This is a genomic window from Neisseria lisongii (assembly GCF_028463985.1).
Classification (GTDB): Bacteria; Pseudomonadota; Gammaproteobacteria; order Burkholderiales; family Neisseriaceae; genus Neisseria; species Neisseria lisongii.
In genome coordinates this window covers 989,836-1,009,683 of the sequence record NZ_CP116766.1, presented here as the reverse complement: position 1 = coordinate 1,009,683, position 19,848 = coordinate 989,836, and the positions used below count along the sequence as shown (strand labels likewise).

The 19,848-nt window shown below is 52.8% G+C and carries 19 protein-coding genes; 11 read left to right on the top strand and 8 right to left on the bottom strand.

Features of this window, described 5'->3' with window-relative positions; translation table 11 throughout:
- Positions 1–38: 38 nt before the first annotated feature.
- The 6 genes from folK to hisS form a co-directional block, all read right to left on the bottom strand.
- Positions 39–530, bottom strand: coding sequence for a 2-amino-4-hydroxy-6-hydroxymethyldihydropteridine diphosphokinase (gene folK / locus PJU73_RS04510; RefSeq protein WP_237090516.1), 492 nt, complete (start codon positions 528–530; stop codon positions 39–41).
- 72 nt (positions 531–602) lie between these two features.
- Positions 603–974 carry a SirB2 family protein gene (locus PJU73_RS04505; RefSeq protein ID WP_237090515.1) on the bottom strand — a complete coding sequence of 124 codons (372 nt, stop codon included), beginning with the start codon at positions 972–974 and terminating at the stop codon, positions 603–605.
- A 157-nt stretch (positions 975–1,131) separates the two neighbouring features.
- Entirely contained in the window at positions 1,132–1,419 is a 288-nt protein-coding gene (gene hfq / locus PJU73_RS04500) for an RNA chaperone Hfq (protein WP_237090514.1), read from the bottom strand.
- Between the two features lie 200 nt (positions 1,420–1,619).
- Positions 1,620–3,077 (bottom strand): ribosome biogenesis GTPase Der, encoded by a 1,458-nt coding sequence (gene der, locus PJU73_RS04495; RefSeq protein ID WP_237090513.1) that lies wholly within the window; start codon positions 3,075–3,077, stop codon positions 1,620–1,622.
- A 276-nt stretch (positions 3,078–3,353) separates the two neighbouring features.
- Positions 3,354–3,983, bottom strand: a complete 630-nt coding sequence (locus PJU73_RS04490) for a YfgM family protein (RefSeq protein ID WP_237090512.1) — start codon at positions 3,981–3,983, stop codon at positions 3,354–3,356.
- A complete protein-coding gene (gene hisS / locus PJU73_RS04485; protein ID WP_237090511.1) occupies positions 3,984–5,279 on the bottom strand; it encodes a histidine--tRNA ligase in 1,296 nt (431 codons plus the stop codon). It lies immediately after the preceding gene.
- A gap of 161 nt (positions 5,280–5,440) precedes the next feature.
- Here hisS and PJU73_RS04480 point away from each other — a divergent pair, with 161 nt between their 5' ends.
- From PJU73_RS04480 to recD, 11 genes are all read left to right on the top strand, one after another.
- A complete protein-coding gene (locus PJU73_RS04480; RefSeq protein ID WP_237090510.1) occupies positions 5,441–6,364 on the top strand; it encodes a pseudouridine synthase in 924 nt (307 codons plus the stop codon).
- A gap of 113 nt (positions 6,365–6,477) precedes the next feature.
- Positions 6,478–7,056: an aminodeoxychorismate/anthranilate synthase component II gene (locus PJU73_RS04475; RefSeq protein ID WP_237090509.1), complete on the top strand. Its 579-nt coding sequence runs from the start codon at positions 6,478–6,480 to the stop codon at positions 7,054–7,056.
- 72 nt (positions 7,057–7,128) lie between these two features.
- Positions 7,129–7,623 carry a DUF4410 domain-containing protein gene (locus tag PJU73_RS04470; RefSeq protein ID WP_237090508.1) on the top strand — a complete coding sequence of 165 codons (495 nt, stop codon included), beginning with the start codon at positions 7,129–7,131 and terminating at the stop codon, positions 7,621–7,623.
- 39 nt (positions 7,624–7,662) lie between these two features.
- Positions 7,663–8,697 carry an anthranilate phosphoribosyltransferase gene (gene trpD, locus PJU73_RS04465; protein ID WP_237090507.1) on the top strand — a complete coding sequence of 345 codons (1,035 nt, stop codon included), beginning with the start codon at positions 7,663–7,665 and terminating at the stop codon, positions 8,695–8,697.
- Between the two features lie 10 nt (positions 8,698–8,707).
- Positions 8,708–9,151 carry a peroxiredoxin gene (locus PJU73_RS04460; protein WP_237090506.1) on the top strand — a complete coding sequence of 148 codons (444 nt, stop codon included), beginning with the start codon at positions 8,708–8,710 and terminating at the stop codon, positions 9,149–9,151.
- Positions 9,152–9,158: 7 nt separating this feature from the next.
- A complete protein-coding gene (xerD, locus tag PJU73_RS04455; protein WP_237090654.1) occupies positions 9,159–10,043 on the top strand; it encodes a site-specific tyrosine recombinase XerD in 885 nt (294 codons plus the stop codon).
- A 355-nt stretch (positions 10,044–10,398) separates the two neighbouring features.
- Entirely contained in the window at positions 10,399–10,596 is a 198-nt protein-coding gene (locus PJU73_RS04450; protein ID WP_237090505.1) for a (2Fe-2S)-binding protein, read from the top strand.
- Between the two features lie 380 nt (positions 10,597–10,976).
- A complete protein-coding gene (gene brnQ / locus PJU73_RS04445; protein ID WP_237090504.1) occupies positions 10,977–12,302 on the top strand; it encodes a branched-chain amino acid transport system II carrier protein in 1,326 nt (441 codons plus the stop codon).
- Positions 12,303–12,622: 320 nt separating this feature from the next.
- The gene (locus tag PJU73_RS04440; RefSeq protein WP_237090503.1) at positions 12,623–13,870 is read left to right on the top strand and encodes a lipoprotein-releasing ABC transporter permease subunit; all 1,248 of its coding nucleotides are present in this window, start codon (positions 12,623–12,625) and stop codon (positions 13,868–13,870) included.
- Entirely contained in the window at positions 13,863–14,543 is a 681-nt protein-coding gene (lolD, locus tag PJU73_RS04435) for a lipoprotein-releasing ABC transporter ATP-binding protein LolD (RefSeq protein ID WP_237090502.1), read from the top strand. Before PJU73_RS04440 ends, lolD begins: the two co-directional genes overlap by 8 nt.
- Positions 14,544–14,765: 222 nt before the next feature.
- On the top strand, positions 14,766–16,514 hold the full coding sequence (gene recD / locus PJU73_RS04430) for an exodeoxyribonuclease V subunit alpha (protein ID WP_237090501.1): 1,749 nt from the start codon (positions 14,766–14,768) through the stop codon (positions 16,512–16,514).
- A 196-nt stretch (positions 16,515–16,710) separates the two neighbouring features.
- Here recD and mutL read toward each other — a convergent pair whose 3' ends face one another.
- Positions 16,711–18,648: a DNA mismatch repair endonuclease MutL gene (mutL, locus tag PJU73_RS04425; RefSeq protein WP_237090500.1), complete on the bottom strand. Its 1,938-nt coding sequence runs from the start codon at positions 18,646–18,648 to the stop codon at positions 16,711–16,713.
- 211 nt (positions 18,649–18,859) lie between these two features.
- On the bottom strand, positions 18,860–19,507 hold the full coding sequence (locus PJU73_RS04420) for an alpha/beta hydrolase-fold protein (RefSeq protein WP_237090499.1): 648 nt from the start codon (positions 19,505–19,507) through the stop codon (positions 18,860–18,862).
- Between the last annotated feature and the right edge of the window lie 341 nt (positions 19,508–19,848).

Here is a 19,848-nt window from a genome sequence, read left to right as displayed (position 1 = left end):
ATACTGTAGTGTAGTTTGGGATTATTTCACTATATTTATTATGCAGGCAATCGCTGTATGCCTTCGTTGCCGAGGTGTTGGGCTAATTCGGCAGCGGTGCCGTGTTTGCCCAGTTGGAAATCGGGGAGGATTTCTGCCAGTGGCTGCATGACGAAGCTGCGCAGGTGGGCGCGGGGGTGGGGGAGGGTCAGGTGCGGGTCGCTGCTTTGTCGGTGGGCGTAGTCGATGATGTCTAAATCCAGTGTGCGGGGAGCGTTGGCGAATGTGCGTTTTCTGCCGAATTCGGCTTCGATGCGGTTGAGCTCGGCGAGTAATTCGCTGTCTTCCAGTGTGGTTTGGACGGCACATACGGCGTTGATGAAGTCGGGTTGGTCGTCGTAGCCGACCGGTTTGCTCAGGTAGAGTGAGGAAATGTGTTCGACTTCGATTTGTGGATGGGCGGCAATGGCGGCGAGTGCGGCACGGATTTGCTGCTTGGGTTGCTGGAGGTTGCTGCCGAGTGCGATGATGGCGGTGTGTCGGGTATTCATGGGTTGTGAAACGGTTGGGCTGAAAATGCCGTACATAAAGACAGGGCTGATGTGCGGCGTTTTCAGACGGCATTAGAAATAGGGTTTTAAACGTGCGAAGGCAACGATGGTGATAACGCAGGCCATGGCGGTGAGGTAAAGTAGGTAGAATGCGCCGGAGCGGGGGCGGGTGCGCATCATTTTCATGCCCAATGCGATGTAGGCAAGCAGCAGGATGATTTTGCCTGCCAGCCATGGTGCGTTAAACGGGGTGAAGTGGGTGATTTTCATCAGCCACAGGCCGGTAAACAGCAGCATGGTGTCGTTGAGGTGGGGAAGGGCTTTCCAAATGCCGGCGAGGCTTTTGTCGGGGCGGCGTTGCAGCAGGAAAAAGCGGATGTTGAACAGTAAGATGCTTACTGCAACGAAAAACATATGGCTGTGTTTGACAATCAGGTATTGCATAGCGGTATTTTGGGGGTGGTTGTGAATGTGTTTCGGCTGTATAGCGAATTTACGCTATTGTACCTGAAACATTTATTTTTGATGAAACTTTATTTGTGCGGGTGCAAAACAAAATACCTTACTGCCTGAAAACAGTAAGGTATCGCTTGGTGGGCAATTATTCTGCAGCTGCCTGAACGGTTTCTACCTGCACCAGATTGGATGCGGCCGGGGCTTTGTTTTCGTGTTGCAGGCTTACGGCACGGGCGGGAACGATGGTGGAAATGGCGTGTTTGTAAACCATTTGCGTTACCGAGGTGTTGCGCAGCAATACAACGTATTGGTCGAAAGATTCGACTTGGCCTTGCAGTTTGATGCCGTTTACCAGATAGATGGAAACCGGCACATGCTCTTTACGCAGGGCGTTCAAAAAAGGATCTTGTAACATTTGTCCTTTAGCTGTCATGTTTTTTACTCCGTTATTATGATTTTAAGATGGCTTGTCTGAAATCAGCCGTTTTTGAATTGTAGCCTTGAATTTGGGTTTTACCAAGCGTTTCGGTGAAAAAAATCGCATTTTTTTGCGTTATGGCGGCATGTTTGTCTGTTTTCAGACGGCCTGTATGCTTAGTACCCTTGCCAAGGCCGTCTGAAAACGGGCTTGCTTTATTTGCTTTGCAGTTTTTTCACGCTCACTTTGGCTTTTTTCTTGAAGCGGCTTTTTTCTTCTTTGCGGCCTTCCCGTTTTTCGATGCGGTTGCTCAAGGATACACGGCGCAGCGGTTTTTTCTTCGGCTTTTCATCTTTGTTTTCATACGGATTTTCCGAAACATTGTATTGAATGCGCAGCGGTGTGCCTTGCAGGTTGAAGGCTTTGCGGAAGGTTTGCGTCAGATAGCGGGTGTAGCTGTCTGACACGGCGTGCAGCGAGTTGCCGTGTACCACAATTACCGGCGGATTCATGCCGCCTTGGTGGGCGTAACGCATTTTCGGGCGCACCAAGCCGGAGCGGGGCGGTTGCTGGCGTTCCAAGGCGCTTTGCAGCACACGGGTGATTTTCGGGGTCGGCATTTTAATCATGGCGGCGTTGTAGGCGGCCTGAATGCTTTCAAACAAACCGTCGATGCCACGCTCTTTAAGGGCGGAAATGAAATGGAATTTGGCAAAATCCAAGAAATAGAGTTTGCGGTTGATGTCCCGTTTGATTTGTTCTCGGCGCTCTTCGCTGATACCGTCCCATTTATTGACCGCCACCACCAAGGCTCGTCCGGCTTCTAAGGCGAAACCGGCGATGGTAGCGTCTTGGTCGGCGATGTCTTGCTGGGCATCCAAAACCAAGACGGCAACGTTGGCGGCTTCGACCGCCTGCATGGCTTTAATCACCGAGAATTTTTCTACCGCTTCATCGACTTTGCCCCGTCGGCGCACGCCGGCGGTGTCGATAATGGTAAACGGTTTGCCTTCCCGCTCGAAATCGATGTGAATACTGTCCCGGGTGGTGCCGGCCATATCGAAGGCAATCACCCGTTCTTCGCCCAACACGGCATTGACCAGCGTGGATTTGCCGACATTTGGGCGGCCGATAACGGCAAATACCGGATGTTTGGCGGTTTCTTCTTCATCTTCCGGCTCGGGGAACTGCTCTAAAATATCTTCCACAAGATAATACACGCCGTCGCCGTGTGCGCCGGAAATCACATAAGGCTCACCCAGCGCCAGTTCGTAAAATTCGGCTGCCAATACGGCGTGGTTGCCGCCTTCGCCTTTATTGACCGCCAGATACACCGGGCGGGGGCTTTGGCGCAGACGGTCGGCGATGATTTTGTCCTGCGGGGTCAGGCCGGTGCGGCCGTCCACCAGAAAGACAACGGCATCGGCTTCGTCCACAGCCTGCAGGGTCTGTTTGGCCATTTCGTGCAGAATGCCGCTGTCCACCACCGGCTCGAAACCGCCGGTATCAATCACCAGATAAGGTTTGCTGCCGACTTTGCCGTGGCCGTAATGGCGGTCCCGGGTCAGGCCGGGGAGGTCGTGTACCAAAGCGTCTTTGGTGCGGGTCAGGCGGTTGAACAGGGTGGATTTGCCGACATTCGGGCGGCCCACTAAGGCGATGGTTGGTTTCATTGTTTTCTTTCTATGGCGGCATTGATGATGTCAAACGGAATGCCGTTGTCGTTTCCTGCGCAGTGCAGGCAAAATATTATGTGGGTTTGGTTTATATCGTGAATATTCACTATAAATGACGATATCGGGTTGCGGCATTATGTCGGCCGGGCAACCCGATGGTGCTGTTTTTTTGTTGCGCTTTGCTGCAAACCGCACTGCTGTTTTCAGACGGCCTTATCAGTGGTCGAGGCCGTCTGAAAAGCGGGGTTTGCCGAGAAAAACGGCGGGCGGAACTTATTTTTGTGCGTCGATTTTCAGTTGCAGCAAATCACGGTTTACCGATTCTTTGGTCAGCAGATCCAAAGCCTGTTGGTAGGTTTTGGCGGCTTCGGCGGTGTTGCCTTGGGCGGCGTACACATCGCCTTTGGTTTCCAGCAGCAGCGGTTGGAAATCGCTTTCTACTTTGGTATTTAAGGCATTTAGTGCATCATCGTATTTTTTCTGCTGCAGGTAAACCACGGCCAAACGCTGCGCTGCCAATGCCTGTACCAGCGGCTCGTTTTGGTTTTTCAAAATCCATTGCAGATGGCCGGCGGCAATGTCTAAACGGCCTGCGTCAAACTCGGTGGCGGCTGCCATCAGGGTTGCCTGTGCCGCAGAAATGGTGTCTGCATAGTTTTCCTGCAGGTTTTTCAAATCGGCGTTGATGGCGTTGGGATCGGCCTTTTGCTGCGCTTTTTCAACCAAACCGACCAATACAGCGGCGGCTTCCTGATTTTTTTCCGCCTGATGGTTTTGGTACACGGTATAGCCCAGATAGGCGGCCGCTGCCAAAATCAGCACGGCGAAAATCCAGCGGCCGGTGCGTTTCCAAAAATATTTGAAATTGTCTAATTCCTGTTGTTCTTCGATATGGGCGGCCATTTATGCGTTCTTCCATTGTTGTAAAGTATGAATCAAATCGGCGGCGGCAACGGTCTGCTGCGGGTGTTTGCCCTGCATGTCTTTGAGCGTAACCGTTTGGGCGGCCAGTTCGTCCTGCGCCACAATCAGCACAAAACGTGCGCCGCTGTTGTCGGCTTTTTTCATTTGCGCTTTCAGACTTTGGTAGCCGGAATGCTGCAAGACGTTGAAACCGGCGGCACGCAGGGTTTGGGCGTATTTCATTGCCTGCAAATCGGCACCTTCGCTCTGATGGACGGTGTACACATCGGGGGCGGCATCAGCTTGGAGCGAACCGTATTCCGCCACCAGCAGCAACAGGCGTTCGATGCCCATGGCGAAACCGATGGAAGCGGCGGGTTTACCGCCCAATTCTTCAATCAGCCCGTCATAACGGCCGCCGCCGCACACGGTTGCCTGTGCGCCGAGTTTGTCGGTGGTCCATTCAAAAACGGTGTGGTTGTAATAATCCAAACCCCGTACCAAGCGTGGATTTTCCACATAGGCGATGTTCAAACCGCCGAGCATGGCTTTGAAACGTTGGTAATGCGCCAGTGATTCTTCGCCCAAATAGTCGGTCAGGCGGGGAGCGGCGTTGCAGATGTCCTGCAAATCGGGGTTTTTGCTGTCGAGCACCCGCAGCGGGTTGGTTTTCAGACGGCGTTTGCTGTCTTCGTCCAACTTCTCTTCGTGGCTGCTCAAATAGGCGACCAAGGCGGCACGGTGTGCGGCACGTTCTTCACGGTTGCCCAAGCTGTTGATTTCCAAGGTCAGATGTTCGGCAATGCCCAGTTTCTGCCACAAATCGGCGGACATAGCGACAATTTCGGCATCAATGTCGGGGCCTTCAAAGCCCAAGGCTTCGATGCCGACTTGGTGAAACTGGCGGTAGCGGCCTTTTTGCGGGCGTTCGCGGCGGAACATCGGCCCCATATACCACAGTTTTTGCGGATTATTGTAGAGCAGGTTGTGTTCGACCACGGCGCGCAGACAGGAAGCCGTGCCTTCCGGCCGCAGGCTGAGGCTTAAGGCATCGTTGGAATCGGAAAAAGTGTACATTTCTTTGCCGACTACATCGGTTTCTTCGCCGATAGAACGGACAAACAGACCGGTCTGCTCGACAATCGGTGTACGGATTTGCTGATAGCCGTAGGATTTTGTCCAGCGGGTAACGGTGTCTTCAAACGCCTGCCAAAAGGCGGCGGTGAGTTTGAAATCTTTCTGTTCGACAGGCAAAAGGTCGTTCATGCCTTTTACGGATTGGATTTTTTGTGCCATGTTGCAAAGGGTTTCATCAAAAATAGGGGGTAATTATAGCCGATTTTTACAGTTTGTTGGCGTGTTGTGAAATTCACGACAGCCGTTTTTCAGACGGCCTCTGCCAAGCGGCGGCATAACAGGGTAAAATGGCGGCCTGTATTGATTCGGAAAAAACGCCCATGAGCCGACCTTTAAGCCCTCTGCCCCTGTTGGACGGGGTCAAGCCCAGCTATCTGGTGCTGCCGCACGACAAACGTTTTTACGGTTTGCCACTGCTGGCGTTTTTATGCGAACGTTTTCCCTTTGTCGGCGAAGAAGGCTGGCGGCGGCGGCTGGAAAGCGGGTTTGTGGTGGACGAAGCGGGGCGGGCATTAAATGTGCAAACGCCGTTTGCAGCGGGGAAAACCGTGTTTTATTATCGGGAAATCAGCCGGAAGCATGAGCTACCGATTCCGTTTGCCGAAGAAATTCTGCATATTGATGAACATTTGATTGTGGTGGACAAACCGCATTTCCTGCCGGTAACGCCCAGCGGCCGTTTTTTGAGGGAAACGCTGCTGACCCGCCTGCGGCTGCGGCCGGAGCTGCAACATTTGAATGTGGCCGACATCACGCCGCTGCACCGTTTGGATAAAGACACCGCCGGCGTGATTTTACTGTCGCACCGCCCCGAATCCCGGCGGGATTATCAAACCATGTTCCAAAACAAAACCGTTACCAAAACCTACGAAGCCCTTGCGCCGACCCGTTTGGATTTAAATTATCCGCACCATATTTGCTCACGCATGGAGCGGGGAGAACAATTTTATCTGACGCAGGAAACGGCGGGCGAACCGAATGCGTTTACCACGGTAGATTTGCTGGAAAACCGCGGCGAATACAGCTTATACCGCCTGTATCCGCACACCGGCAAAAAACACCAGCTTCGGGTGCATATGCTCAGTTTGGGGATGCCGATTGTCAATGATGCGCTGTATCCCGAACCGCTGGCGGCGGGGTTGGAAGATTATGATAAGCCGTTAAAACTGCTGGCAAAAAGCATTGAATTTGACGATCCGATCAGCGGCGTACGCCGGCGGTTTGACAGCCGACGGAGCTTGTAGGTGCGGCTGTTTATCTTTGGGAAAGCAGTTTTCAGACGGCATCGGGGCTAGTAGAAAAACGCTAATTGTGCCATTATTGCGACATTGCCATTTATGTATAAACAGGTTGCATTATGCTGCTCTTTATCGATAACTACGACAGTTTTACCTACAACATTGTTCAATATTTTGCCGAATTGGGTCAGGAAGTGCTGGTGCGCTGCAATGACGATATTACTTTGGCGGAAATTGAAGCCCTGAACCCTGATTATCTGGTGATCGGGCCGGGGCCGTGTTCGCCGAAAGAGGCGGGCATTTCGGTGGCGGCCATGCAGCATTTTGCCGGCAAACTGCCGATTATGGGCGTGTGTTTGGGACATCAAACCATGGGTGAGGCATTCGGCGGCAAAGTGGTGCGGGCAAAAACGCTGATGCACGGCAAAGTGTCGCCGGTGCTGCATAACGGCACGGGCATGTTCCGCAATCTGCCCAATCCGGTGAACTGCACCCGCTACCACAGCTTGGCGGTCGAACGTGAATCGCTGCCGGAATGTCTGGAAGTGAGCGCATGGACGGAAGACGGCGAAATTATGGGCTTGCGCCATAAAACGTATGCGGTGGAGGGCGTGCAGTTCCACCCTGAGGCGCTGCTGACCGAACACGGCCATGAAATGCTGCGCAATTTTCTGGAAGAATTCAAACCGCAGCATTAAAAGATATTTGCAGGCCGTCTGAAAAACTGTTTTTTTGTTTCAGCTATATTTATTAAATAAGGGGAGATTTTTATGTCAAAACTTAAAATTCTTTTTATCACATTAGGTATTTTGGCAATGACGGCCTGTACAAGTACCAGAACTCTTGTGCAAGCCGATAACGCTGCTCCTACTCAGTATAACTATCAGATTGTTGATGAAGGTTCGCAACAAAATCCTGAGTTGAATGCGATCAATACGTATTTTGAGAGGGTTTTAGACAATCAGTTAAGAAGACATATTAACCAAGATCAGCCTGTAGATACGGAAATCAAATATAAGATTATTTATAACAAGGGAAATCGTGCGTTACGCTATTTTGTCGGCTTTGGTGCAGGCAAGGCAAGAGCTGATATCAAAGTCAAGGTTATCAGTACAAAAGCAGGTGAAAAGGGTAAAGTACTCGCTACATTTACGACACAAGCAACACTTTCTATTGGTGCATTTGGCGGCAATCCCAAAAATGTCGTGAAAAATGCTGCCCGAGATATTGCTGCCAAAATTGTGTTGGCGGATATTTTTCACTAAAGACGGTATAAAGCAATCGGACACATAAAGGAAGAAATCATGATTACGCCGCAACAGGCCATTGAGCGCCTGATCAGCAACAACGAGCTTTTTTACGATGAGATGACCGATTTGATGCGTCAGATTATGAGCGGGCAAGTGCCGCCCGAGCAAATTGCCGCCATTCTGACCGGTCTGCGGATTAAGGTGGAAACTGTTTCTGAAATTACTGCCGCCGCTTCGGTAATGCGTGAATTTTCGACCAAAGTGCCGCTGGATAATGCTGATGATGTGGTGGATATTGTCGGCACCGGCGGCGATGGGGCGAAAACTTTTAATGTTTCGACTGCTTCTATGTTTGTGGCGGCGGCGGCGGGGGCGAAAGTCGCCAAACACGGCGGCCGTTCGGTGTCGTCTTCCAGCGGGGCGGCGGACGTGATGGAGCAGATGGGCGTGGTTTTGAACCTGTCGCCGGAACAGGTGGCGCAGAGTATCCGCCAAACCGGTATCGGCTTTATGTTTGCCCAAAACCACCACAGCGCCATGCGCCATGTTGCGCCGGTGCGCCGCTCGCTCGGTTTCCGCAGTATTTTCAATATTCTCGGCCCGCTGACCAATCCGGCAAACGCTGCCAATCAGCTTTTGGGCGTGTTCCATATCGATTTGTGCGGCATTTTGTCGCGGGTATTGCAGCAGCTTGGTTCAAAACATGTTTTGGTGGTGTGCGGCGAGGGCGGTTTGGACGAAATCACGCTGACCGGCACAACCCGTGTGGCCGAACTGAAAGACGGTACAATCCGGGAATACGACATCAGCCCCGAAGATTTCGGTATTGAAATCCGCAACAATCTGGACGACATCAAAGTGGCCGACAGTCGGGAATCTTTATTGAAAATCGACGAAGTATTGAGCGGCAAACACGGTGCGGCCAGAGATATTGTCTTGCTGAACGCCGCCGCCGCACTTTATGCCGGTAATGTGGCCGAATCGCTGGCGGTGGGTGTGGAAGCTGCCCGTGAAGCGATTGATTCGGGCAAAGCAATGGCGAAAAAAGAAGCCTTTATCGCATTCAGCCGTCAGGCGGCATCATCATAAGGAGCGCATTATGTCTTACCATTTCACTTTGCCCTCAAGCAATGGCGGCGTATTCGATTCGGCGGCACATCTGCCGCTGGTGGTGTATTTTTATCCGAAAGACAATACGCCGGGTTGCACCACCGAAGGCTTGGATTTCAATGCCCGCCTCCCCGAATTTCAGGCTTTGGGCTATACCGTGGTCGGCATTTCACGAGACAGCGTGAAAACCCACCAAAATTTCTGCACCAAACAAGGCTTTCAGTTTGAGTTATTGAGCGATGCCGATGAAACCGTGTGCAAACTGTTTGACGTCATCAAGCTGAAAAAACTCTACGGCAAAGAGCATTTGGGTATCGAACGCAGTACATTTGTATTAAACGCCCAAGGTGAAATCGTGCATGAATGGCGCAAAGTCAAAGTAGCAGACCATGCGCAGGAAGTGCTGGAAACCCTGCGTGCCGAGGCCGTCTGAAAACCGCATGGACGATTTGACCGAGCGTCTGCTCGAACACCTGTGGCTGGAGCAGCGCCTGAGCGACAACACCCTGCAAAGTTACCGGCGGGACTTGGCGAAAATTTCGGCAAGGCTAGCTGAAAACGGTTTTGACTGGCTGAACGTTTCCGCCGCCGATTTGGCGGCGGCGGTGTATGCCGAGGGCGAAAAAAACAGCTCGCAGGCAAGGGCGCTTTCCGCCTGCAAACGGCTGTACGCATGGCTGGAAGTAAACGGCGGGCGGGAAGACAATCCGACCCGTTTTCTCAAAGCCCCGAAAAAGCCGCAGCAGCTTCCCAAGCTGATTACCGAAGCGCAAATCGACCGCCTGCTTGCCGCCCCCGATACCGAAACCGCCCACGGCCTGCGGGACAAAGCCCTGCTGGAAGTGATGTATGCCGCCGGTTTGCGGGTAACGGAGGCGGTCAAACTCAATTTGGCGCAGCTCGATTTGAACAAAGGTTGGCTGATGACTTTGGGCAAAGGCAACAAGCAGCGCATTGTGCCGCTGGGTGAAGAGGCGGTGTACTGGGTCGAACGTTATTACAGCGAAGCCCGCTCCAAGCTGCTTAAAGGTGCATTGTGCGATGAATTGTTTGTCAGCCAGAAACGCTGCGGCCTGAGCCGCCAACTGGCGTGGATGATTGTCAAACACTACGCCGAAGCCGCCGGTATCCAAACCGTCAGCCCGCACGGCCTGCGCCATGCCTTTGCCACTCATCTGGTCAATCACGGTGCCGACTTGCGTGTCGTCCAACTGCTGCTCGGCCATGCCGACATCAGCACCACGCAGATTTACACCCACGTCGCCAACCAACGCCTGCAATCGGTGGTGGACGTGCATCACCCGAGAAGCGGCAAGGCCGTCTGAAAATGTGGTTTTATAGCGGATTAACTTAACTTTCGCTACGGCGTTGCTGTGCCTTGCCGTACTACGTGTACTGTCTGCGGCTCGCCGCCTTGTACTACTTTTTAGTGAATTCACTATAGTTTCGCAGAAACCCGCTTTTCTCGTTTTGGCGAAACCGGACGGTGTATTCGTTTAGCTGTAATCGGTACGTGCGTCAATTCATTTCCAAAATCAATAAATATTCAAATTTCGCTAAAAAAATACAATGAATAATCCGGTTTTTACCGCTTGCAATGAAAACAGTTTTTATTTATATTTGTCAAAAATAAATAATACTTAATCTCATTTTTTGAGGTATGAACACAGGAGCACAGAAATGTTTGTATGTATCTGTAACGCCATTACTGACCGCGAAATCAAAGAAACCATTGCCGCCGGTGCCAGCACCATGGGCGAATTGCAGGACCAACTGGGCGTGGCCACCTGTTGCGGCTGCTGCAGCGAACTGGCCGCTTCGTTCCTGTCTGCAACCAATACCCAAACCGTAACATCAGGCATTACGGTACACGCTTAAGCCTGTCTGACTGCAAAATTCTTGAGGCCGTCTGAAAACCCGATTTTCAGACGGCCTCGGTATGTTCTGCTGCAAACCGGTTGTTTGCCGGTATCGAAAAATCAATCATTTGCTGCGGTTGATGATTAAATTGCAGAAATAAGTTGATGGTTATCAAATTTTTGACTATTCTTGACATATGTTTTAAATTTTTATCATACTGACGGTTTCCGTCAAAGGTAAAAAGACATTTGCCGACACTTGGTCGGCGCAGTGTTCGGGCAATTTCCGATAAGCCGGATTGCCGCATTGTTTGCAGATACACTTGGTTTGCAGCGTGCGGCGTGCGGATGCGGCGTTTGTCCGAGATTGATTGTTCAATAAGAAAAATAGGTGTGTTTATGAGTTCTTCAAACGGAACGCAAAAAGCATCGCTGTGGGCCGTGGGCCTGATGCTGTTTGCTTTGTTTTTCGGTGCCGGTAATCTGATTTTCCCGGCGCTGCTCGGCCAGCAGGCGGGTGAAAACTGGCTGTCTGCGATGTTCGGCTTTCTGCTTACCGGTGCCGGTTTGCCGCTGTTGGGCGTGATTGCCATCGGCTATTCCGGCTCTCGTGATGTGCAAATGCTGGCTTCACGGGTAACGCCGTGGTACGGCATTGCGTTTGCCGCTGCGCTGTATCTGGCCATCGGCCCGCTGTTTGCCACGCCCCGTACGGCGACGGTGTCGTTTGAAATCGGTGTCGTACCGTTTTTGGGCGAGGGCGATCATACGCTGGGGCTGGCGCTGTTCAGCGTGTTTTTCTTCGGCGTGTCTTACTGGCTGGCGCTGTCGCCGGGCAAACTGGTGGACCGTGTCGGCAAAGTGCTGACACCGGCGCTGCTGCTGACGATTGCAGCTTTGGTCGGCTATGCCGCCATGTATCCGATGGGCGATTTGCAGCCTGCGGTCGGCGATTTTGCCACCCAGCCGCTTTCAAAAGGTATTTTGGAGGGCTACGGCACAATGGATGCGCTGGCATCGCTGGTGTTTGCCATTATCGTGATTGATGCTGTGCGTGCCATGGGTGTGGACAACCGTGCCGAGCTGCTGCGTACCACCACCATTACCGGTACAATTGCTGCTGTGGCGCTGGCGGTGGTGTATCTTTTAATCGGCTATATGGGCGCAACCAGCGTGGCCGGTTTGGGTATGCAGGAAAACGGTGCCTTGGTGTTGTCGAAAACGGCGCAGCACTATTTCGGCTTCGGCGGCAATATCCTGCTGAGCGTGATTGTATTTTTGGCATGTCTGAGTACTTCGGTCGGCCTGATTACTTCTTGTGCCGAATACTTCAACCGCTTATGCCCGAAAATTTCCTATAAATCTTTTGTGGTACTGTTTACGCTGGTGTCCATGGGTTTTGCCAACAAAGGTCTGGCGGGCATTATCAGCTTCTCGATTCCGGTGCTGATGCTGCTTTACCCGCTGACAGTGGTGATTATTCTGCTGGCGTTTCTGCATAATTTCTTCAACGGAAGCCGCATTGTGTATGTCTGCACCATTTTCGCCACGCTGATTGTCGGCATTTTGGACGCATACAAAGCCGCTTTCGGCTTCAGCGATGAAACCGCTGCAATCATCAACAACGCCTTGCCGTTTTACAACCTCGGCTTGGGCTGGGCGATACCGGCGCTGGTCGGCTTCGTACTCGGCTGCGTGCTGAATGCAGCGCTGAAAAAGAAATAACCGCTGCTTATCCGGCTGAACAGGCCGTCTGAAAACCACTATGATACGGTTTTCAGACGGCCTGTTGTTATCTGAAAAAAATAAAGTGAGTCCGCTATCGTGAATTCAATTTAAAAGTATGGCAGCGTTGGCTCGCCCGGCTCAAAGAGAACGGTTTTTGTAACCGGATTAAACAACAATCCGGACAAAACCTGTCCCGTACTGGTTGTACGGTCTGCGGCTCGCCGACTTGTTCTACTGTTAAATTGAATCCACTATATATCCGCCGAATACAGTACAATACCCCCTTTCAGTTTAATCAACAGGAGAGGCGCACAAGCATGGCTTCTTTAGAAACTTGGATCGGCCTGCGCTATCTGCGGGCGAAAAAACGCAACGGATTTATGTCGTTTATCACTTTGGTTTCGATTGCCGGAATTGCCTTGGGCGTAACCGCCCTGATTGTGGTGTTGTCGGTGATGAACGGCTTTCAAAAAGAAATCCGAGGCCAGTTGTTGAATGTCGCCGCCCATGCCGAAATCGGCTATTTCGACAGCGGCGAGGGCGACTGGCAGAACTTGCGGCGTTTGGTGCAGGATAAAAAAGAAGTCTTGGGCAGCGCTCCGTTTATTACCGATCAGGCATTGCTGGCAAACGCAGGTGAAGTGCGTGGCGTGCAGATTCGGGGCATTTTGCCGTCTGAAGAAAAAAACGTGGTCGAATACGGCAACAATATGCCGGCCGGCAGCTTTGATGATTTGAAAGCGGGTGAATTCGATATTATCTTGGGCGAGGGTCTGGCGCAGGCACTGGACGCACAAGTCGGCGGCAAAGTAACGGTAATTACGCCCGAGGGCAACGTAACGCCCGCCGGTGTTGTGCCGAGGCTGAAACAGTTCAACGTGGTCGGCATCGTCAAAACCGGCGTGTTTGAAGTCGATAATGCCTTGGCGATGACCCATTTGGCCGATGCCCAAGTGCTGTACCGCATGGGCGAGGGCGTGAGCGGTTTGCGGCTGAAACTGGCGCACCCGCAGGAAGCGCCGGCATTTATCGCCAACCTGATTCCGAAAGCCGATCAGGAAAAAATCTGGGTGCGGGATTGGACGTTCAGCAACCGCAGCTATTTTGAAGCGGTGGAATTGGAAAAACGCATGATGTTTATCATTCTGCTGCTGATTATCGCCGTGGCCGCCTTTAATCTGGTGTCGTCATTGGTGATGGCGGTTACCGAAAAACAGGCCGATATCGCCATTTTGCGTACGCTGGGGCTACCGCCTTCCGGTGTGATGAAGATTTTTATGGTACAGGGCGCTTTTGCCGGATTTTTCGGCACGCTGGCGGGCGTGGTCTGCGGCGTATTGCTGGGCTGGAACATCGGCAAAATCGTTGCCTTTTTCGAAGGTTTGTTCGGCGTACATTTAATCAATTCGCAGATTTACTTTATCGATTACTTGCCAAGCGACGTGAATATGAAAGATGTGGCACTGATTGCCGCCATCTCGCTGCTGCTGGCGTTTGCCGCCACGCTGTATCCGAGCTGGCGCGCGGCAAAAACCCAACCTGCGGAGGCCTTGCGTTATGAATGATATTGTTTTGAAATGCGAACAGGTGCGCAAAGTCTATGCTGACGGTGCGTTAAATGTCGAAGTATTGCGCAGCTTGGATTTTGAAGTGGCGGCGGCGCAGAGTGTCAGCATTATCGGCTCGTCCGGCAGCGGCAAGTCCACGCTGCTGCATATTCTCGGCGGTTTGGACAAACCTTCGGAGGGCAGGGTGTTGCTGATGGGGCGGGATTTGGGCAGTCTGAACCAAAAACAGATCGGTCTGTTGCGCAACCAATATCTGGGTTTTGTGTATCAGTTTCATCATCTGCTACCCGAATTTTCCGCTTTGGAAAACGTGATGATGCCGCTGCTGATCGGTAAAAACAGCAAAGCCGAGGCCGAAGCAAGAGCAGCGGAAATGCTGGATAAAGTCGGTTTGAAACAGCGTATGCTGCACCGTCCGAGCGAGCTGTCCGGCGGCGAACGCCAGCGTGCGGCGATTGCCCGTGCCTTGGTAACCCGCCCCCGTTGCCTGCTTGCCGACGAGCCGACCGGCAACCTCGACCGCAAAAATGCGCAAAATATTCTGGATATGATGCTGGACTTGAAAACCGAGTTGGCAACCAGTCTGGTGGTCGTTACCCACGACGACGAACTGGCAGGGCGTTTCGACCGGGTGCTGACCATGCAGGACGGCGCATTGCGCAGCCGATAGTGAATGCACTTTAAAATAATGCGGCATGGTCTTGTTCCGCCTTGAAATTAAATTCATCATCAAATATAGGCAAGGCCGTCTGAAAATCCGCTTTTATAGCGGCTTTTATAGCGAATGAGTCAAACTGTTACAGCGTTGCCTCGCCTTGTCCTGATTTAACTCATTTACTATGTCCATTTTCAGACGGCCTTTCACCGTTACCCAAAAAAAGGCAAACCCAAAATGTTTTCTGTGGAATTAGAACAGGCAGCAGCACAGGCGGCAGATTGGCTGCTGCAACACCATTCGCCCGAACAGGCTAAGATTGCAGGGCCGTTTGTAGCACAGTTGTTCACCGCCTTGAGCCATGGCCATTCGTTTATCTGGCTCAACGATGAACAGGCCACTTTATTGGCGGCGCAAACCGATTTGGTCGGGCAGGACGGCAACACCCCTTTGATTTTAATCGGCAAACGCCTGTTTTTAGGCCGTTTGTGGCAGCTTGAACGGGATTTGGCGCAGGAAATCAAACGGCTGGCGCACAGCAAAATCAGCGTGGCAAACGAGCAGCAGACTGCAGCCAATCTCGCCGCATGGTTTCCCGATACCGACAGCAAAGGGCAGCGTGATGCAGCGGCATTGGCGCTGCTGCAAACCTTTATGCTGATTATCGGCGGCCCGGGAACGGGCAAAACCACCACCGTTGCCAAACTGCTGGGGCTGATTTGCAGCAACGCCGCCACCTTGCCGAAAATCGCCTTGGCCGCCCCGACCGGTAAAGCTGCGGCACATATGGCACGGGCGCTGCACAGTGCCTTGTCCCGCTTTGATTTGCCACCGGCAGTCGCACAACATTTGGCACAGTTGGAAGGGCAGACCGTCCACCGCCTTTTGAAACTGCGCCCGCCGCAAATGCAGCCGCAGTTTGACCGCCGCACGCCGTTGCCGGTCGATGTATTGGTGGTGGATGAGGCTTCTATGCTCGATGTGTCGCTGCTGTTGCAGCTGTTGCGTGCCTTGCCCGAAGGTTGTCGGGTCATTTTTCTCGGCGATGCCGACCAGCTTCCGTCTGTCGGTGTCGGTGCCGTGTTGGCGGCATTGTCGCAACCGACCGTATTGAATCGGGAAACCGCACAAAAACTAAGCCGCTACTTACCCGACTTCGCCTTTCCTGTAGCAGACAACCCGCCGCCCCTGTCCGCCAATATCGCCCGCCTGACTTTCAGTCACCGTTTCGGAGAAAACAGCGGTATCGGCTGCGTGGCAAGGGCTGTGGTAGCAGGCGATACTTCCGCTTCATGGGCGCAGTTTGCACATTTTCCAAACGAATTGGCGGCCGTATCGGGCGATGTCCGCACGCAGGTGCAGCAGTTTTACCGCAAACAGGAAGCCTTTTGGCAGGCAGTGGACAGCAACCATTTACCGCAGGCATTCAGCCGCATCGCCGATATTGTGATGCTGACCGCATGGCGGCAGGACGCAGAAACCTTTAATCAGGCATATACCGAATATCTGCGCCAACGCCGCCGGATTGAGGGCGACGGCACATGGTTTGCCGGACGGATTATCATGATTACCCGCAACCATTACAGCTTGGATTTGTTTAACGGCGACATCGGGCTGGTGTTGCCCGACAGCGAAGACACAGAAAACTTGGCAGCCTATTTCCCCGACGGCGACGGGTTCAAAAAAATCGCCATCAGCCGCCTACCCGACTGCGAATCCGCATTCGCCATGACAGTACACAAAAGCCAAGGCTCGGAATATCGGGAAGTCTGGCTGCTCCCGCCGAGCAGCGAAGCAGCCGAAAGCGAAGACATCACTTCAGGCTTGAACAACGCCTTGCTTTATACCGCCATTACCCGTGCCAGAGAACACTTTGTCTTTTGGGGCGGACAACCCGCATGGAACGAATCCGTAGGCAAAATCAAAAAACGCCAAACCGCATTGGATTACTTTATCCGGCGGCAGTTTAACGGCGAGGCCGTCTGAAAATCGGCTATGTATAGTGGATTCACTTTAAAAGTAGTACAAGGCGGCGAGCCGCAGACAGTACAGGTAGTACGGCAAGGCGAGCCAACGCTGTAATACTTTTAAAGTGAATTCACGATAGGCAATAATCACTTGAGATGAAGCAAAGGCCGTCTGAAAATCATGGTTTTCAGACGGCCTTTGCTTATCCCGCTGTTTATTGCCCCCGTAAAAACAAAGCGTCGAGTTCTTTCAGGGTGAGTTTGACCCAGGTCGGGCGGCCGTGGTTGCATTGGTTGCTGCGGGGGGTGCGTTCCATATCGCGCAGCAGGGCGTTCATTTCGGGGAGGGTCAGGCGGCGGCCGGCGCGTACGGAGCCGTGGCAGGAGAGGGTGGCCATGATTTGATTTTCCCGTTCGGCGATGGTTTGGCTGCTTCCGGTTTGTGCCAACTCGTGCAACACGTCTTTTGTCAGAGCGACGGGATCGGATTTGGCGAGCAGTTGGGGAACGCTGCGTACGGCGAGGGTGTTGCCGCCCAGATCGGAGAGTTCGAGGCCGAAGCGGGTCAGGGTTTCGCTGTGATCGGCAAGGGTGGCGCACTCTTGGTGGGAGGCGGTAAAGGTGGCGGGGAGCAGCAGGCGTTGGCTGCTGAGATTGCCTTGGGCGTGTTGGGTTTTCATTTTTTCGTAATTGACCCGTTCGGCGGCGGCGTGCATATCAATCAGCAGCAGGCTGTCTTCGGCTTGGGCAAGGATGTAGATACCGAGCAGTTGGGCGATGGCGAAACCCAGCGGCGGGGTTTCGGGCGGATTGTCGGGCGTATCGGCATTTGACAGGCTGTTTTCAGACGGCCTGTTTTGTGCGAATGCGGCGGGGAGGGTGTTATCGCTGGGTTTGAACAGTTCGGCATAGGTCTGCAGGGCAGCACGGCTTTCGTTGAGCGAGAGCGGACGTTGGGCGTTGCGGGCGTTTTGGTAAGGCATGGGGGTGGTTTTGCCGTTGCCTGATACGGCCGGAATGTTACCTGCGGAATGGTTGGTTTGGGAAGCGAAGTGCTGATCTGTTTGTCGGCCAAACCCACTTTGCTCATTTTCAGACGGCATATTCACGCCCATCATTTCGTGCAGAACGTTGCCCGCATTGCTGACGCTTTCGGTTAAGTCGGCACGGGTATCGGCAAGGGCTTTGTTGAGGGTGTGGAACACCAACTGATGCACCTGCTGGCTGTCCCGAAAGCGGATTTCGGTTTTGGTCGGGTGGACATTGACATCAACCGCTTCGGGCGGCAGCTCGAGAAAGAGGACAAACGCCGGTGTCAGGGCATTGTGCAAAACATCCCGATACGCCTGTTTGACGGCGTGCAGCATGATTTTGTCGCGCACAAAGCGGTGATTGACAAAGCAGAACTGTTTGTCGGTGCGGCCTTTGGCGAAAGTCGGTTTGGCGACTGCGCCATAGAGCCGCAGCGTGCCGTTGCCGCTGTCCACCGGCAATGAGGCCGTCTGAAAATCGTTGCCGACAATCGCCGCAATGCGTTCCTGCAGCGGCTGCGCCGGATAGTCGAACACGGTTTTACCGTCCCGTTTGAGCGAAAACGCAATTTGCGGGTGCGCCAGCGCCAAGCGTTCGAGCATGGTGGCACAGTGGGCGTATTCGGTGTTTTCGGATTTGAGAAACTTGCGGCGGGCGGGCGTGTTGAAAAACAGTTCGGCGATTTCCACGGTGGTGCCGACCGGATGGGCGGCAGCGCCGACTGCGCTGAGTTCGCCGTCCTGCGCTTTGATTTGTGCCGCATGGGCGGCATCCGCCTGACGGCTGGTCAGGGTCAGGCGGCTGACCGAGGCAATGCTCGCCAAACCTTCGCCGCGAAAACCCATGCTGGCAACGTGTTCCAAATCGTTCAGGGTTTTGATTTTGCTGGTGGCGTGACGGTGCAGCGCCAGCGGCAAATCATCGGCATGAATGCCGCTACCGTTGTCGCTGACCCGAATCAGCTTGATGCCGCCGCCGGAGAGTTCGACATCAATGCGGTCTGCACCGGCATCAATGCTGTTTTCGACAACTTCTTTGAGCGCATTGGCGGGGCGTTCTACCACTTCGCCGGCGGCAATTTGATTGACAAGGTGATCGGGCAGGGCGGCAATTCGGGACATTTCGGGTCGGCTTTCTTCGGATTGGAACGGGATAATGGACGATGTGGAAATACGGTTTGAGCTTCGCAGAAACTTGCTTTGCTCGTTTTAGCTTCGCAGAAACTCGCTTCACTCGTTTTAGCGAAACCTTCGGTTTTAGCTGCGCAGAAACTCGCTTCGCTCGTTTTAGCGAAACCTTCGGTTTTCAGACGGCCTTAATATAGCGGATTGACTATAAGCCCAGCGCATCGGCGTGAAACTCGATATGGGTGTCGATAAAGCTGGTGTGCAGAAAACCGTTGTTGCTGTAGCCTTGGCGTGTTTTCAGTAAAACCTGAAAACCGAGGCTGCGGGCGGTTTGGGTCAAATTTTGCGGCGACCAGAGCGGATAGTCGGGCTGTTCTTCGCTACCGTGGTCAATCAGTATCGGTAGTTTGCGGGCGGCGGGTAAATATTCCATGCAGGCGGCTGCGCCTTTGGGGGAAAAAACGGATACGGCGGCATAATCGGCGTGTTCCGACAATGCCAGTTGCAAAGCGGTATCGCCGCCGTTGCCGATACCGGCAATGCTGCACTCTTCGGCAATCGGAAAGGTTTGTTGCAGCAGCGGGTGCAGCGTGTTTAAGTTTTCGGCCTGTTTGCCTGCAAGCGTAACCAAAGCCATGCCCCATTGGGCGGCAAAACGCTGTGCGCCGCCGGTGCGGACAAAATCTTGATGTTCATCATCGGTCAGCCAATACAGCGCCGGTACACGATAGCCCTGAACCGCCTGCGGCGGCAAAAACAGCTCAAAACCGGTTGCCGTTGCGGGCAGTCGGTAAGACTGCTGCAAACCGTTGAACATTTTATGGCTGGCGGCGAGGACAATGGGCGGCGGCATGGGCGGCTTTCAATCAGAAAAGGCATGCTATTTTATAGCGGAAACGGTTTCTTTTCCATACAAAACGGCAAGTTGAGGCTTGCTGTCGGCGGCTTGTCGGGTTACCCACAAAGTCTGTGGATAAGTTTGTGGGTAAACCTTAGGAAAATGAAAAAAATTCTTTGCAGACAGTACGAACTTGTTTTTGATTAAAAAATAGTCAATAATAAATCATTAAAAATCAATAAGTTATTTTATTTTTGCTGATTTTGGTCAATGGGGAGACAAAATATTCAGGTAAAACAATGTAATGTGTTTTTGTGTACAAAAATTCATTGACAGCTTCCAAATCAGCATTTTTC

What these genes read in the sequence shown, in the direction of transcription:
- folK (WP_237090516.1), bottom strand. Translation starts at nt 530, where the DNA reads ATGAATACCCGACACACCGCCATCATCGCACTCGGCAGCAACCTCCAG.
- PJU73_RS04505 (WP_237090515.1), bottom strand. Translation starts at nt 974, where the DNA reads ATGCAATACCTGATTGTCAAACACAGCCATATGTTTTTCGTTGCAGTA.
- hfq (WP_237090514.1), bottom strand. Translation starts at nt 1,419, where the DNA reads ATGACAGCTAAAGGACAAATGTTACAAGATCCTTTTTTGAACGCCCTG.
- der (WP_237090513.1), bottom strand. Translation starts at nt 3,077, where the DNA reads ATGAAACCAACCATCGCCTTAGTGGGCCGCCCGAATGTCGGCAAATCC.
- PJU73_RS04490 (WP_237090512.1), bottom strand. Translation starts at nt 3,983, where the DNA reads ATGGCCGCCCATATCGAAGAACAACAGGAATTAGACAATTTCAAATAT.
- hisS (WP_237090511.1), bottom strand. Translation starts at nt 5,279, where the DNA reads ATGGCACAAAAAATCCAATCCGTAAAAGGCATGAACGACCTTTTGCCT.
- PJU73_RS04480 (WP_237090510.1), top strand. Translation starts at nt 5,441, where the DNA reads ATGAGCCGACCTTTAAGCCCTCTGCCCCTGTTGGACGGGGTCAAGCCC.
- PJU73_RS04475 (WP_237090509.1), top strand. Translation starts at nt 6,478, where the DNA reads ATGCTGCTCTTTATCGATAACTACGACAGTTTTACCTACAACATTGTT.
- PJU73_RS04470 (WP_237090508.1), top strand. Translation starts at nt 7,129, where the DNA reads ATGTCAAAACTTAAAATTCTTTTTATCACATTAGGTATTTTGGCAATG.
- trpD (WP_237090507.1), top strand. Translation starts at nt 7,663, where the DNA reads ATGATTACGCCGCAACAGGCCATTGAGCGCCTGATCAGCAACAACGAG.
- PJU73_RS04460 (WP_237090506.1), top strand. Translation starts at nt 8,708, where the DNA reads ATGTCTTACCATTTCACTTTGCCCTCAAGCAATGGCGGCGTATTCGAT.
- xerD (WP_237090654.1), top strand. Translation starts at nt 9,159, where the DNA reads ATGGACGATTTGACCGAGCGTCTGCTCGAACACCTGTGGCTGGAGCAG.
- PJU73_RS04450 (WP_237090505.1), top strand. Translation starts at nt 10,399, where the DNA reads ATGTTTGTATGTATCTGTAACGCCATTACTGACCGCGAAATCAAAGAA.
- brnQ (WP_237090504.1), top strand. Translation starts at nt 10,977, where the DNA reads ATGAGTTCTTCAAACGGAACGCAAAAAGCATCGCTGTGGGCCGTGGGC.
- PJU73_RS04440 (WP_237090503.1), top strand. Translation starts at nt 12,623, where the DNA reads ATGGCTTCTTTAGAAACTTGGATCGGCCTGCGCTATCTGCGGGCGAAA.
- lolD (WP_237090502.1), top strand. Translation starts at nt 13,863, where the DNA reads ATGAATGATATTGTTTTGAAATGCGAACAGGTGCGCAAAGTCTATGCT.
- recD (WP_237090501.1), top strand. Translation starts at nt 14,766, where the DNA reads ATGTTTTCTGTGGAATTAGAACAGGCAGCAGCACAGGCGGCAGATTGG.
- mutL (WP_237090500.1), bottom strand. Translation starts at nt 18,648, where the DNA reads ATGTCCCGAATTGCCGCCCTGCCCGATCACCTTGTCAATCAAATTGCC.
- PJU73_RS04420 (WP_237090499.1), bottom strand. Translation starts at nt 19,507, where the DNA reads ATGCCGCCGCCCATTGTCCTCGCCGCCAGCCATAAAATGTTCAACGGT.